Origin of the sequence: Arthrobacter sp. CAN_A1 (assembly GCF_015751665.1) — a bacterium.
GTDB lineage: Bacteria > Actinomycetota > Actinomycetes > Actinomycetales > Micrococcaceae > Arthrobacter_D.
The window spans coordinates 1-14,283 of sequence record NZ_JADOUR010000015.1; the positions used below are offsets into that span (position 1 = coordinate 1).

The 14,283-nt window shown below is 63.7% G+C and carries 13 protein-coding genes, 2 tRNA genes and 1 pseudogene; 10 read left to right on the forward strand and 6 right to left on the reverse strand.

Annotated features, from left to right (window positions below):
* From IWX62_RS14265 to ilvD, 3 genes and pseudogenes are all read right to left on the reverse strand, one after another.
* Window positions 1–458 (reverse strand): annotated as a pseudogene (locus IWX62_RS14265) (hypothetical protein); the annotation flags it as partial.
* Between the two features lie 388 nt (window positions 459–846).
* The gene (locus tag IWX62_RS14270; RefSeq protein WP_196842082.1) at window positions 847–1,821 is read right to left on the reverse strand and encodes an IS481 family transposase; all 975 of its coding nucleotides are present in this window, start codon (window positions 1,819–1,821) and stop codon (window positions 847–849) included.
* A 134-nt stretch (window positions 1,822–1,955) separates the two neighbouring features.
* Window positions 1,956–3,659: a dihydroxy-acid dehydratase gene (gene ilvD / locus IWX62_RS14275; RefSeq protein WP_196842083.1), complete on the reverse strand. Its 1,704-nt coding sequence runs from the start codon at window positions 3,657–3,659 to the stop codon at window positions 1,956–1,958.
* 41 nt (window positions 3,660–3,700) lie between these two features.
* Here ilvD and IWX62_RS14280 point away from each other — a divergent pair, with 41 nt between their 5' ends.
* Complete coding sequence (locus IWX62_RS14280) at window positions 3,701–4,345, forward strand: hypothetical protein (RefSeq protein ID WP_333483442.1); 645 nt, start codon at window positions 3,701–3,703, stop codon at window positions 4,343–4,345.
* Between the two features lie 12 nt (window positions 4,346–4,357).
* Here IWX62_RS14280 and IWX62_RS14285 read toward each other — a convergent pair whose 3' ends face one another.
* Window positions 4,358–5,308, reverse strand: coding sequence for a 2-hydroxyacid dehydrogenase (locus IWX62_RS14285; protein ID WP_196842084.1), 951 nt, complete (start codon window positions 5,306–5,308; stop codon window positions 4,358–4,360).
* Between the two features lie 114 nt (window positions 5,309–5,422).
* Between IWX62_RS14285 and IWX62_RS14290 the strand changes: the two genes are divergently transcribed.
* The 3 genes from IWX62_RS14290 to IWX62_RS14300 all read left to right on the forward strand — a co-directional run bounded on the left by IWX62_RS14290 (window position 5,423) and on the right by IWX62_RS14300 (window position 6,866).
* On the forward strand, window positions 5,423–5,596 hold the full coding sequence (locus IWX62_RS14290; protein WP_196842085.1) for a hypothetical protein: 174 nt from the start codon (window positions 5,423–5,425) through the stop codon (window positions 5,594–5,596).
* Between the two features lie 6 nt (window positions 5,597–5,602).
* Complete coding sequence (locus IWX62_RS14295; RefSeq protein WP_196842086.1) at window positions 5,603–6,703, forward strand: PQQ-dependent sugar dehydrogenase; 1,101 nt, start codon at window positions 5,603–5,605, stop codon at window positions 6,701–6,703.
* 90 nt (window positions 6,704–6,793) lie between these two features.
* Window positions 6,794–6,866, forward strand: a tRNA-Lys gene (locus tag IWX62_RS14300).
* A 77-nt stretch (window positions 6,867–6,943) separates the two neighbouring features.
* Here IWX62_RS14300 and IWX62_RS14305 read toward each other — a convergent pair.
* Window positions 6,944–7,435 (reverse strand): hypothetical protein, encoded by a 492-nt coding sequence (locus IWX62_RS14305; RefSeq protein WP_333483443.1) that lies wholly within the window; start codon window positions 7,433–7,435, stop codon window positions 6,944–6,946.
* A 441-nt stretch (window positions 7,436–7,876) separates the two neighbouring features.
* Between IWX62_RS14305 and IWX62_RS14310 the strand changes: the two genes are divergently transcribed.
* A complete protein-coding gene (locus IWX62_RS14310) occupies window positions 7,877–8,305 on the forward strand; it encodes a hypothetical protein (protein ID WP_196842087.1) in 429 nt (142 codons plus the stop codon).
* A 58-nt stretch (window positions 8,306–8,363) separates the two neighbouring features.
* On the opposite strand, the gene IWX62_RS14315 is transcribed toward IWX62_RS14310, so the two are convergent.
* Entirely contained in the window at window positions 8,364–8,894 is a 531-nt protein-coding gene (locus tag IWX62_RS14315; RefSeq protein WP_333483444.1) for a MarR family winged helix-turn-helix transcriptional regulator, read from the reverse strand.
* Window positions 8,895–9,068: 174 nt separating this feature from the next.
* Between IWX62_RS14315 and bcp the strand changes: the two genes are divergently transcribed.
* The 5 genes from bcp (at window position 9,069) to IWX62_RS14340 (ending at window position 14,235) form a co-directional block, all read left to right on the forward strand.
* On the forward strand, window positions 9,069–9,539 hold the full coding sequence (gene bcp / locus IWX62_RS14320) for a thioredoxin-dependent thiol peroxidase (protein ID WP_196842088.1): 471 nt from the start codon (window positions 9,069–9,071) through the stop codon (window positions 9,537–9,539).
* 56 nt (window positions 9,540–9,595) lie between these two features.
* A tRNA-Leu gene (locus tag IWX62_RS14325) sits at window positions 9,596–9,680 on the forward strand.
* 328 nt (window positions 9,681–10,008) lie between these two features.
* Window positions 10,009–10,701, forward strand: a complete 693-nt coding sequence (locus tag IWX62_RS14330) for a fasciclin domain-containing protein (protein WP_196842089.1) — start codon at window positions 10,009–10,011, stop codon at window positions 10,699–10,701.
* A 209-nt stretch (window positions 10,702–10,910) separates the two neighbouring features.
* Window positions 10,911–12,641, forward strand: a complete 1,731-nt coding sequence (locus IWX62_RS14335) for an ABC transporter substrate-binding protein (protein WP_196842090.1) — start codon at window positions 10,911–10,913, stop codon at window positions 12,639–12,641.
* Between the two features lie 91 nt (window positions 12,642–12,732).
* The gene (locus tag IWX62_RS14340; protein WP_196842091.1) at window positions 12,733–14,235 is read left to right on the forward strand and encodes a malate:quinone oxidoreductase; all 1,503 of its coding nucleotides are present in this window, start codon (window positions 12,733–12,735) and stop codon (window positions 14,233–14,235) included.
* Window positions 14,236–14,283 lie beyond the last annotated feature (48 nt).

Here is a 14,283-nt window from a genome sequence, read left to right on the forward strand (position 1 = left end):
CCCTCCTCCAACGCCGCCAGGGTGGTCGGGAAGTCCCGGGTCAGCAAATCACTATGATCGATCAGGATCCCCGCGGTCACCTCCGGCACCAAGGTAGCAGCAGCGAGTTCCGCCGCGGCCAGGGCCCGGACCCGGCCCCCATCCGAAACAAAGGGATGCGCGTCCGCGGTGAGGTCGTGAAGGTGGGTGACCGCTTTGGCTTCCTGCGCATCAACCCAGGACCGCAACCGTCCCAGATCCTTCAACACCCCCAGCGTCTGCCCCGGGTCCAGGGCGGCCATCGCCGTGACCGCCACCCGGCCCGACAACACCGACGGTTCCCCAACGAGGTGTGTCTGGGCATCAGCATCACTACGACCGCCATCACGGGAACCCGCCCCGGAACCGGGGGAAGCGGCCTCAGGTCCGGGCTCCGGCGCCTGCACGGGAGGGGAAGCCCACACCGCGTCGACACCCAAGGGGCCACCAGCACCGTAACCACCCGATGTCCGGCCCGACGTTCCGCCCCGCGTCCCGTCCGAGGACCCGCTGGAAGCCCCCGCCGAGGTGTCCGCACCGGTATCCGCAGACCCGCTTGCCGAGCCGGAATCCGCGCCCGAACCGGGAAAGAATCCCGTTCCAGTAGAAGAAGCTGTCCTGCTTTTCATACCCCCATTCCATCACCGAGCACCGACATTTTAAGGGGCTAACTGGGGTGCTTGAGAAATCTTTTTCCAAGTTTTTTGGGAACCGATACGGGTCCCGAGCGCTCTTCAGCACCCTTCGCCGAAGAGTGAGACACAACAGGCCGCCGACCAACCAGAGCTCACTCTTCGACGAAAGGGGTTGAGCGAGCCCTAGTTGTACTCAGTCAGTAGGTTGGTTGCACCTGCTGATGGGTGGTTTGCCTCCGAGGCTGCCGTGGGGCCGGTGGTTGTTGTAGAAGTTTAGCCATGGTTCCAGGGCGTTGGTGCGGTCCTGGTTTGAAGTGAAGGGCTGGCGATAGGCCCAGCCTTCCTGCAGGGTGCGGTTGAAGCGTTCTGCTTTACCGTTCTGCCATGGTTGGCGGGGTTTGATCAGGATGTGCTTGGCGTCCAGTTTGGTCAGTGCGTGCTGGAAGTCTGTGGAGAGCCGGTAAGCGAACGCGTTATCGGTCATTACTCGTTGCACTGGCGCTCCGTGGGATGCCATGAACGTTGCTGCCCGGGAAAGGAACCCGGCGCAGGTGGCCCCCTTCTCATCAGGTAGCACTTCGGCGTAGGCCAAGCGGGAGTAGTCATCGACGGCGACGTGCACGTAATCGAACCCGACTCTTTGGTGGCCGGTGGCGTGGTTCGCCCGGCTCTGTTCCGGGTCTGCCCTCCATCCGCCGCCATCGGGGATCCTGCCGAGTTTCTTCACGTCGACGTGGATCATATCCCCAGGGGCGTCACGTTCATAGCGGTGATTGGTAGCACGGGAGCTGCGGATCCGGGCGCCGGTGACGGGGTCGAGCTCCCACAGCCTGGGCATACCTGCCCGCGCCAGAATCCGTGACACCGTCCGAGCGCTGACCCCGCAACGTCGTGCCAGGTCCACCGGCCCCTCACGGTGCTCCAGACGCTGCGCGAGGACATCGGCGACAACCGTCGTGGAGGTGGCGTGCGGGCAGGACCCCGGACGGGAACTGCGATCTTTCAACCCGTCCCACCCATGAGCGCGGTAGCGATTCAACCAACGGTGCGCGCAGGTCCGGGAGATACCCATTTCCTTAGCGACGTGAGCAACGGGACGGCCAGCGAGGACACGTTCGATGATGATCCGCCTACCAGTCGGAGTCAGGCGGGCATTACGGTGGGACATGAAGACCTCTTAGATTCAGTTGGCAGTTGTGGTAACCACCAACCTAAGAGGTCTTCACCCATTCACCGTGTAACCAACGTACTGACCCAGTACACCTAGGGGTTAGCGGGGGCGGGCGGGGCGGGCGGGGCGGGCTAGCCGCAGTAGGCACCCTCGGAAGCCGAGTGCACCAGCTTCGCGTACTTCGCCAGCACGCCCTTGGTGTAGATCGCCGGCAGCGGCTCCCAGCCGACCTTCCGGCTTTCCAGTTCGGCCTCGTCCACCAGGAGGTCAAAGGACTTGTTCGGAATGTCGACACGGATCCGGTCGCCATCCTTCACAAAGGCGATCGGGCCGCCGTCGACAGCCTCCGGTGCGACATGCCCTATGCACAGCCCGGTGGTGCCACCGGAGAAGCGGCCGTCGGTCAGGAGCAGCACGTCTTTGCCCAGGCCAGCGCCCTTGATTGCACCGGTAATCGCCAGCATCTCCCGCATCCCCGGACCGCCCTTGGGGCCTTCATAGCGGATAACGACGACGTCGCCGGCCTTCACTTCGCCGTCGGCGAGCGCCTTCAACGCTCCCTGTTCACGCTCGAACACGCGGGCGGTCCCTTCGAACACCTCGGCGTCAAACCCTGCGGTCTTGACCACCGCGCCGTCCGGGGCCAGCGAACCCTTCACGATGGTGATGCCACCGTTGGCGTGGATCGGGTTGTCGAGTGCGCGCAGGATCTTGCCGTCGAGGTCCGGAGGATTGATGGCCGCAAGGTTCTCGGCGAGGGTCTTTCCGGTCACTGTCAGCACGTCGCCGTGCAGCAGCCCGGCGTCGAGCAGCGCACGCATGATGACGGGGACGCCGCCCACCTTATCGACGTCGGTCATCACGTAGCGACCGAACGGCTTCAGGTCTCCGAGGTGGGGAATCCGGTCCCCGATGCGGTTGAAGTCATCAAGGGTGAGCTCAACCTCGGCCTCGCGGGCAATCGCCAGCAGGTGCAGCACAGCGTTGGTCGACCCGCCAAAGGCCATGGTCACGGCGATGGCGTTCTCAAACGCCTTGCGGGTCATGATGTCGCGGGCGGTGATGCCGAGGCGCAGCAAATTGACCACTGCCTCTCCCGATTTGCGGGCAAACTCGTCCCGACGCCGATCGACCGACGGCGGCGCAGCGGAGCCCGGCAGGGACATGCCCAGCGCCTCGCCGATGCAGGCCATGGTGTTAGCGGTGTACATGCCACCGCACGCGCCCTCACCGGGGCAGACTGCCTTCTCGATGCGGGTGAGGTCCTCTTCGCTCATCTTTCCGGCGGCGCACGCGCCCACGGCTTCGAACGCGTCGATCAGGGTGACTTCCCGCTCGGTGCCATCCTCTAGCTTCACCCAGCCCGGCATGATCGACCCCCCGTACAGGAAGACGCTCGCCAGGTTGAGCCGTGCCGCGGCCATCAGCATGCCGGGCAGTGACTTGTCGCAGCCGGCCAGCAGCACCGACCCGTCGATCCGCTCGGCCTCCATCACGGTCTCCACCGAATCGGCAATCACTTCGCGCGACACCAGCGAGAAATGCATGCCGGAGTGGCCCATCGAGATTCCGTCGGAGACGGAGATGGTGCCGAACTGCATAGGGAAACCGCCCGCCGCATGCACGCCTTCCTTGGCACTCTGAGCCAGCCGGTTCAACGACAGGTTGCAGGGAGTAATTTCGTTCCAGGAGCTCGCGACGCCGACCTGCGGCTTGGCGAAATCGTCATCGCCCATCCCAATTGCCCGGAGCATTCCGCGGGCCGGAGCCCGCTCGAATCCATCGGTGACGGCCCGGCTTCGCGGCTTGATATCTGGGGTTGTTTCCATGCTCATGGGTCAAAGTCTAGGCGTACGCGGATTCACTTCACTTCCATATGACCGGCCTGTTACGGGATCGGCGCGCCGCCCGCGCGAAGTTCCTGCCCGACGCCGTCGGCCCCGGTTACCTGCAATCCGGGGCTTCGCGGGTGCTCACCAACCTGCCGTTGGACCCTCGCACTCAGAACCGGGCACGTAAACTTGGCACTATGTCGACGCCTCCATCGGACCCTGCCCTGCCGGAACCGCCAGACCAGGCCCCCGATAGCGACCAACTCAAGGACAGCCTGCGGAAGATTTTCGATTCGCAGATCCCCAACTACGGCGACTACAACCTGGTCTTCGCGGCCAACGAACGCTATCAACACCGGGAGCCGGACGGCGCCCGCGTGGTCAGCCCCCGGTACTACGTGGTGGGCTACCGGTGGAAGCCCACGGAGATCATGATTGCCCCCGTCGACGCGCAGACGCTGGCCGGCGCGGGGGTGCCGGTGGAGATCAACATGACCAACCTGTCGCATGCCCTGCGCCTCGCCGGCGGCTTCTTTGAGGTTGGTACCAGCACCGGGCGGACCTTCCGGTTCGGCGTCCAGCCTGAAGCGCGCTTCAGCTCAGGCCCGCACTCCCGGCTGATGATCGATCAACGGGATGACCACCAGGACTTCAGTGCCTTCATGACCGCGTTCATCGCGATGGGCTGAGAGCACCGAGGATCAGCTGAACAGGGACCCTCGCTGCACCAGGTTCTCCGGTTCCTTGCCGGTGGCCAGGCAGTCCAGCTGCCGCTTCAGCAGCTTGATGATGCGTGGCCAGAAGGCGCCGGTGTTGCCTCCGCTGTGCGGGGTGATCAGGGCCCCACTGGCCGACCACAGCGGATGACCCTCCGGAACGGGTTCCGGATCGAACACATCAAGTGCCGCCGAGAGCCGGCCCGAGACGACCTCCGCGGTCAACGCCTCGCTGTCGACCACTGCACCGCGGGCAACGTTGACCACCAGGGCGCCGTCGGGCATGGCCGCCAGCACCTCGGCGTTGATCAGGCCACGGGTGGAATCGGTGAGCGGGGTGATGGCAATCAGCACCTCGGCCTGTCCGGCGAGCGCCACCAGCTCGTCGGTGCCATGCACGTGCCCCCACTCGTCGTCGCGGGCTGAACTGCCCACCCGGGTCAGCTCGACCTCGAAGGGTGCGAGCCGGCGCGCAATCTCGACGCCGATCCCTCCCACCCCGACGAGCAGCACCTTGCGATCGGCGAGGCCCTGGTAGCGCGCTGGTTTCCACTGGCCGAGGGTCTGGTTGCGCACGGCGTCGTCAATACCCCGGAGCGAGGCAATCGCCAGACCGATCGCCAGCTCGGCGGTCGCAGCGGCGTGAACCCCCGCGGCGCTGACGACGGCGACGTCGTCGCCGACCAGTTCGGGAATGCCCTCATAGCCGGTGGATTGGGTCTGCACCAGACGCAGGTTGGGAGCGCTCCGCACCGCGTCGGCGAACTGATCGGGCGACGACATGTACGGCAGAACCGCTGCATCAATGTCAGCCAGCTCCGCTCCCACCGGGCCCTCGTCGAAGTCCCACACCACCAGCGAAATGCCTGCGGGCGCCGGCTGCAGCGCATCGAACATTTCCACACTGGGCACCGAAACGGTGGTGATCTTGTCCATTCGATAGAGCCTAGCCTCCCGTTGGGTTGGAAGCCCTGCAGCGGTGGACACCCGCGAAGCGTGGCCGTAACGTCGAAGGCAGCCGGTTTGCGGCATCGGGAAGGGGGTCGTCTCGTGGATGCACTGCTCTGGGTACTGCTGATCGTCGTCGTCGTTGGCGCCGTCTGGTGGTTCCGCTTCCGCGCAACCCCCGGTTACGGCGGCCAGACCACCGATGGATCGAGGCCGACGCCGATTCCCCCGGCATCGGACGACCCCGACCCGCAGGGTCGCCGGATCGAGGAGTAGCCCGCCATGCTGACTAACCGACAGCTCACCATCGCGTTTCTGACGGTCCCGCTGCTACTCGGCGTGAGCGCGTGCACCGGCCCTGAACCCGCACCCATCGTGGCCGGGGGCACGACGTCGGCCACCCCAGCGCCGCCCATTACACCGCCGACATCAGTACCCGATCTCTCCTCCGCCGAGAATCTCGCGGAGAACCTCACCGTGCCGTGGGGGATGGCGGCGTTGCCCGACGGGTCGCTGCTCGTCACCGAGCGGGAGTCCGGCGAGATCAAACGGATCGTCGACGGGACGACCACAACGATCGGCAGCCTCGGCGGCGAAGTCGCCGCTGCGGGCGAAGGCGGGCTGCTCGGCCTCGCGATCGGCCCCGACTTCGACACTGATCCCCGCCTGTTTGCCTATCTCACCGGGCCGACCGACAACCGGGTGGTCAGCCTCGAGTACAACGTGGACGGTCTGGGCGAGCCAGTGGAGGTGCTGACCGGCCTGCCGAAGGCCAACATCCACAATGGCGGACGGATCAAGTTTGGACCTGACGGATACCTGTACGTCGGCACCGGTGACGCCGGGCAGGACTCCTCAGCTCAGGACCCGGCGAGCCTGGGCGGCAAAATCCTCCGCATCACGGCCGACGGCGAACCGGCGCCCGGCAACCCGCTGGAGGACTCCCCCGTTTACAGCCTCGGGCACCGGAATGTCCAGGGCCTCGCATGGGACTCGGCGGACCGGCTGTGGGCCAGCGAATTCGGCCCCGAAATCGACGACGAGCTGAACCTGATTGAACCCGGCGGGAACTACGGCTGGCCCACGGTGACGGGCGCCCCTGGCGCCGACGGGTTCATCGATGCCCAGGTGGTGTGGCCATCGACAGCCACCTCCTCCCCGAGCGGTATGGCGATCATTGACGACGTCGCCTACATCGGCGGCCTGCGCGGTGAACGGCTGTGGCAGGTGCCGCTTGCAGCCGGGACGGCCGGAACGCCGGTCAGCCATTTCGACGGCCAGCACGGGCGGCTGCGCGACGTGATCGAAGGGCCCGACGGCGCACTGTGGATTGCCACCAATGAGGGGGACGATTCCCGGGTGTTGTCGGTAACCACCCGCTAATCGAGCCGTGGAGGATCAATTTCTGATTTCAGCCGAAGTGCTGGTAGAGTTTCATGCTGTTGCGGTTGGCCCAATGGGCCGAATCAACATGCACCTCTAGCTCAATTGGCAGAGCATCTGACTCTTAATCAGAGGGTTTCGGGTTCAAGTCCCGAGGGGTGCACAGACACACCAATACCGCCCACCAGGTTGCGACCAAGTGGGCGGTATTTTTTTACAGAGGACTTCCCTCAGTCATTCTCACGGGCATCCGATCGCGGGATTGAAAGCGGAGTACATACCAGCAGGATTGTGCTTCCACACCCACGCGTGGAGGGTGAAAGAATATGCCCCGGGATCTACCTCAGCATCAAACACTATGCCATCGACCACCGGGGCCTGTTCAGCTGTCGACAGGAACTCAGCAGCAACCAAACGATACTTACCTGCCTTATTGGGCATGTACACCAGAACCTCGGGCTGTGCCGGATCTGTTATAGCGTCAAGCAGCCCGGGCTTAAGGAAATGCACTCCCATTCCACCAACACCTGGCACCTCAATGCAAGGGGTTACAGCCTCATATCCGTCGGCCAATGCCTTATCCAGCAGGTGATACTGGGCGGTAGCTTGCCGAATGTCGACCGCCAACTCTTGACCGTCAGGAGCACCTGGCGAGCCACCCTGTGCTGAGGCGACACCCGGCGCCAATCCTCCGACGAGCAGAGTCGCCAAGACCATGGTCGTCACTTTCACTCTTCGTTTGTACATTGTCCGCTCCAACTTTATAAACCACATCATCTATGGCCGGGGCAGACGCTTGAACAAAGACCCGTAAGCCCCGCTTGCGGAAGGTCGGTGGATTTACCGGAAATCCGGCAAAACCACCGGGCGCCGCCTAACTACCTCTACCGCTTTCTTAGCCCCCTTCGGCGCTTGTCTAGCGGCTGGTTGACCGAAGTGCATCGATGCTCGCGAGCATGATGATCAGCGTCCAGAAGCCAGCGTACGGATCTGAAGGACGCTCCCAGAAGGTGGGAGCTAAATTATCGGCCCACCCAAGAATCGCGTCAAGGTGAGATATGGGCCTATAGACGATTAGACTGGTGGGCCTTCGGCCCACCGGTTTAGGTACCAATTGGGTTGCATTTCCCGGTCAAGAGTGACGACAGTGCTCCCCAGCAGTACATTATGGCCATGGACGGGGTGGCATCCTTCGGGGAAGTACACACCGATGAAATCGGTCGGCGGGTAGCACGCGGCCGCTGGGCCTCCATTGCTGCTGAATTCGGCATGCTCACCGGCTCTGAGGTTGACGACAAGGTGGGTCCCCTCTCCCCTCCGGCTGGCTGCCTTGCGGCAAAACGGCAGATCCTCGGCGTGGTCACCAGGGCAGGGCGGGTCCTCTATCCGGGATTCCAGTTCGACCCAGTGAGCGGCCGGGCACGTCCCATGATTGCGCGGGTGGCAGTGATCGGGCTCGCGGGAGGGTGGAGAGACAGACACCTGCTGCAGTGGTTCTGCTCGCCCAATGGATACCTTGGCGGCGACAGGCCGGTCGACGTTCTGGACGATCCAGAACGCCTGATCTACGCGGCGCACAGCGATCTTGACCTTGTCTGGTGAGGTCGTCGGCTAGCCCGCCATCTGGCCAGACCAGTTCTCCCTCAAGAAATGCTGTGGCTTAGCGTTCGCCAGCGACTACTGCGCCGGGGTCATCGGAGAATCCGGCGGGCGGCAGGTCCGCGTCGGGCCGAGGATCGACGTCCAGCGACGCAACAGGGGTGTTCGAGGTCCATCGGGGGGCTCCGAGCTCGCGGATCACTCCCTGCAGGTGGTCGCGCAGTTCGTCTGAGACCAGACCTTCACCGGTGATCAGGGTACGTTCAATATCTTTAGCCTGCACCAGGACATTGCTGCCAGCGTCCGTTATGGAAACCATATGACTTCGGCGATCAAGATCATTCCGCGCGCGTGAGACGTGCCCCCGCGACTCGAGCCGGGAAAGTGTTTTACCCATTGTCTGCGCCTGGACCCGCACGATCTGGGCGATGCTCGCCTGGGTCATTGGCCCCTGGGACTCCAGGACTCCCAGGGCGATGACTCCGGCATGCGTAACGCCGAGCGAGACCAGCCGTTCATTCCACGCATGCTCGACAAGGCGAGCGGCAGTGGTCAGCAGGCGACCGGTTGGCCATTGCTCCAGGTCCGGCATAAAAGAAAGCACTTCCTCTCGCCCCACAGGCGTGCGGCGTTGATCTTGGTCCCGCTGCCGGGTGTAGTTTCAAACGTATCGACCTTATTTACTTATGATAGCTACGGATTTGCGAAAAGTGTCAGCGCAACCATGTCCAAGGCAACTGAATAGAATAGCTGAAGGAATACTGAAATGGCTGAACGACTAATACCGGGCGATACGGCTCCTGGTTTCACCCTGCCTGGTGCCGACGGATCATCCGTCTCCCTGAAGGACTATGCGGGGACCAGCGTGGTCGTCTATTTCTACCCAGCCGCCGCGACGCCTGGGTGCACCACCCAGGCGTGCGACTTCCGCGACAACCTCGCATCGTTGGCCGCTGCCGGTTATACGGTATTGGGCGTCTCCCCCGATGGTGTCTCCAAGCTCAAGAGGTTCGCCGATTCCGAAGAGCTCACGTTCCCGCTGTTGTCGGACCCGGATCACGTGGTGGCTGAAGCGTGGGGTGTCTGGGGCGAGAAGAAGAACTACGGCAAGGTCTACGAAGGGCTGATCCGCTCGACCGTCGTCGTCGGTCCCGGTGGCCTGGTGCACCTGGCCCAGTACAACGTCCGCGCGACTGGTCACGTGGCGAAGCTCAGGAAAGACCTTGGAGTTGAGTAGATTCGCGTACACTGGAGGCTGATGTTTTGGGCAGCCTGGTTGCCTGAGCTTCGAACGCGCGAGTGGCGGAATTGGCAGACGCGCTGGATTTAGGATCCAGTGTCTTCGGACGTGAGGGTTCAAGTCCCTTCTTGCGCACCATGGTGGAAAAGGCACCCCCAGCTTCGGCTGGGGGTGTTTTCTTTTGCCCGGGGGTCCCGCTCGGCTGGTGCAAAGCTCACCACATTGCCAGCGTAACCATTCCGTTACCCAATCGGGCACCGAGACAATGGGAGCTGGGTCACATTTAGCCCGAAAAATCCCCGGTTTTACGCGGTTTCTTATCCTTGTAGAAGATTTCAGGAATAGCCACCAATCCTCCGTTCGCACACGATCGAAGTACCTATGAGACATCGACACGATGTGTTCAACACGTTAGATAGCTGATCGGCAGAGTACGCCCGGTCACACCAATGAAGGAGAAAATTCAATGGGAAACATCACGAGCCGTAAGCTCTCCATCCTCGGTGTTGCTGCAGTGGCCATGTTCGGCCTCGCAGCATGCGGTGGCGGCGACACCGCAGCCGAGTCCACCACCGAAACGACCAGCGAAGAAATGACCACCACCGAGGCTGCCCCCGAAGCCACTGAGTCGGAAATGACCGAGGAAATGGACCCAGCCGCTAACCTGGTTGGCCCAGGCTGCGCCGGCTACGCCGAGCAGGTTCCAGAAGGCGACGGCTCAGTTGCCGGCATGGCCCTGGATCCAGTAGCTACCGCTGCTTCGAACAACCCGATCCTCACCACCCTGACCGCTGCTGTCACGGGCGAGCTGAACCCGGACGTCGACCTCGTTGACACCCTCAACGGCGACGAGTTCACCGTCTTCGCACCAACCGATGATGCGTTCGCCAAGATCGACGCGGCCACCATCGACACCCTCGGCACCGACGCCGACCTGCTCACCAGCATCCTGACCTACCACGTAGTCCCCGGCCAGCTGTCCCCGGACGAGGTCGCCGGAACCCACACCACCGTCAACGGTGCAGAGCTGACCGTTGAAGGCATGGGCGACGAAATCACTGTCGGCGAAGACGGCTCAGCCGTTGTCTGCGGTGGCGTCATGACCCAGAACGCAACCGTGTACATGGTTGACACCGTTCTGATGCCTCCTAGCGAGTAATCAACTCCCTGATTCGACCCCTCTAACTCGGACCAGGGTTATTTAGGCTGGGATCCCGAGCACCGTCATGGTGTTCGGGGTCCCAGCCTTTCCTCGTTGTGGGCGGCTGACCGCCGACCAGTCGCCGCCCGCGAAGGTGATCATCATTTAGACTGGAGAACCTAATCAATTTTCCGCCGTGTGCGGCTACGGCTGAGGAGACCAGGGCAATGACCGCTGCTGCCAGACCGTCCCGTTGGGCCGGACCGACACGCGGCACCGTGGCAGCTATTCTCGGCCTCACCCTCGCAGGGTGCACTGGCGCAACCCCCCTTCCAGCCCCGACGACGACGTCGTCCGCTCCCACGCCGTCGGCAACCGCTCCCGCCCAGGACCCCGAAGCCATCTTCACCTTCGGCGCAGCAGCCGATCCCACCGGACTCGACCCGGCACTGGTCGCCGATACCGAGTCCTACCGGATCACCCGCCAGATGCTTGAGGGCCTGGTAGGTATCGATCCCCTAACCTCCGAGCCCGTCCCCCTGCTCGCCGCGTCCTGGGAGGAACGGGATGACGGCCGCGCCTACGCCTTCACCCTTCGCGAGGACGTCCAATTCCACGACGGCGAACCGTTCAACGCCGAGGCTGTCTGCACCAACTTCGACCGGTGGTATTCGCTGCCCGCCGACACCCGGACCGCCGACAACACCATCGCGTTTGGTTCAGTGTTCAACGCCTACTCCGACGAACCCGACCTGTCCGTCTACTCGTCCTGTCAGCCGCTGGGCCAGTTCGAGGTCCTGATCCAGCTCGACAGTCGCCTGACCGGGTTCATCCCTGCGCTGGCGATGCCCGCCTTCGCCATGTCTTCCCCACGAGCGCTGGAGAGGCTGGCGGCCGATGAGCTCTCTGAAGAACGCAACGGCACCGCGCTCTCGGAGTACGCACTCAGTCCGGTGGGCACCGGCCCTTACACCTTCGACAGCTGGGAAGCGGGCGAGGTACGGCTGACCTCCTTCGCTGACTACTGGGGTGAACGGGGCGAAATCGGCACCGTCGTCTTCACTACGCTAGCGCGCCCCGACGATCGGTTGGACGCCCTCACCACCGGTGAGATCGACGGTTACGACTTCGTCACCGTGGACAACGCCGGCACCCTGGTGAGGGAAGGCCAGCAACTCCTGCAGCGCGACCCCTACTCGATCCTGTATCTCGGCATGAACCAGGATTTCCCCGGCGTGGACAACCTGCTGTTCCGCCAGGCCGTTGCCCACGCCATCGACAAGCCAGCGGTAATCGACGGCCTGTTCCTGAACGGCACGGCACCCGCCAATCAGTTTGTCCCACCCAAGCTAGCCGTCACCAATGAGGACATCACCACCTACGACTACGACGTCGAACTGGCCAGGGAGCTGCTCGAGGAGTCCGGCTACGACGGGGAGCCCCTTCCTTTCCACTACCCGACCGACGTCTCACGCCCGTACCTTCCTACCCCTGAAGGGGTTTTCGAGGTCCTGCAAACCCAGCTGGAAGAGGCTGGCTTCACCATTGAACCGGTGCCAACCCCGTGGGCTGACGGGTACCTCGACGCGATCCAGAACGACGACGACCGCGCGTTCCACCTCCTCGGCTGGAGCGGGACCTACCAGGACCCCGACAACTTTCTTGGCCAGCTGTTCGGCACCACCACCGACGAGTTCGCCTTCACCGACAACCAGCTGTTCAGCAAGATCGATCGCGCCCGCACGCTGCCCAACGGCGAGGACCGGGTGGCCGCCTACCAGGACATCAGCGACCAGATTGCCCGCCGACTGCCGGCGGTCCCGCTCGCCTTCCCTATTTCCGCCCTGGCCGTCTCCGAGCGGGTGACAACCTACCCGGTCAGCCCCGTGATGAATGAAGTGTTCAACCTGATCGACCTGGCCGACGTCGACCTGGAAGCCACCGAAACCGACCGATGACCCACCACCGCGCTGACCACGACGGTTGGCCAATTACCCAAGGAACCGACCAGACGCTACGCTTCAGAGCTAAGCGCCCTTTCCACTGGAGATGAAGTTGACTGCTAAAAGCCAGGCGGGAATGCCCGCAGAACACACCGACGTCGTCCTGATCGGCGGAGGGATCATGAGCGCCACGCTGGGCGCCTTCCTCAAGCAGTTGCAGCCGGACTGGAGCATCTCCCTGTTCGAGCGGCTCGACCGGGCCGGGCTGGAAAGCTCCGACCCCTGGAATAACGCGGGCACCGGGCACGCTGCGCTCTGCGAACTGAACTACACCCCCGCAGGGCCCGACGGGACGGTTGACTCCGCCAAGGCCGTCGCCATCAACGAACAGTTCCAGGTCTCACGCCAGTTTTGGTCGCACATGGTTGAAAGCGGACATTTGGGCGACCCCTCAGGGTTCATTAACCCCGTACCGCACATGAGCTTCGTCTGGGGCGAGAAGAACACCGCCTACCTCCGCAAGCGTTACGAGGCGCTGCGGAGCCAGCCACTCTTCGAGACCATCGAACACGCCGAGGATCCTGCGGCGATCGCCGACTGGGCTCCCCTGCTGATGAGCGGCCGGACCGCCGGGCAGCCCGTAGCTGCCTCACGGGTGGCCGGCGGGACCGACGTCGACTTCGGGTCGCTCACCCGGGGCCTCACCAGCTACCTCGAGACCACCGGCGTTGACCTGAACTACAACCACGACGTCGCGGACCTCTCCCGCGGTTCGAACGGCAGGTGGGAAGTCAAGGTCCGCAACCGGGCCACCGGGCAGGCGCGCACCGTGAACGCCCGTTTTGTGTTCATCGGCGCGGGCGGCGGTGCCCTGCACCTGCTGCAGCGCACCGGGATCCCCGAGGGTAAGGGCTTTGCCGGTTTCCCGGTCTCCGGCCAGTTCCTGAAGTGCGGCGACCCCGACATCGTCAACCAGCACAACGCCAAGGTTTACGGCCAGGCGTCGGTCGGAGCCCCTCCCATGTCGGTTCCCCACCTCGACACCCGATACGTCAACGGCGAACGGTCGCTCCTGTTCGGCCCCTATGCCGGCTTCTCCACCAAGTTCCTCAAGCGCGGCTCGTTCTTCGACCTGCCCGGGTCCATCCGCACGTCAAACCTGGTACCCATGCTCGCCGTCGCCAAGGACAACGTGCCGCTGACCAAGTACCTGATCTCAGAGGTGCTGAAGAACCGCGAGGCGAAGAACACCTACCTCAACGAATTCATCCCCGACGCCGACGGCGACAAGTGGGACCTGATCACGGCGGGGCAACGCGTCCAGATCATCAAGAAGGCCCCGGGCAAGGGCGGCGTGCTGCAGTTCGGCACCGAAGTCATCACTGCTGCCGACGGCTCCGTCGGTGCACTGCTGGGAGCCTCCCCCGGCGCGTCCACCGCGGCGCCCATCATGCTCGAGATCCTGCACCGCTGCTTCCCCCAGCAGTTGTCAGCCTGGGAGCCGAAGCTGAAGGACATGATCCCCGGCTACGGCGTCAAGCTCAACGAAAACAGTTCCCTCGCCGCAGACATCCTGTCCCAAACCGACCGGGTGTTGAAGCTCCAGTAATCACCGCCTGAGCCGTCGACCCGGCCGGCAGAAGTAGAAGGCGCGGCA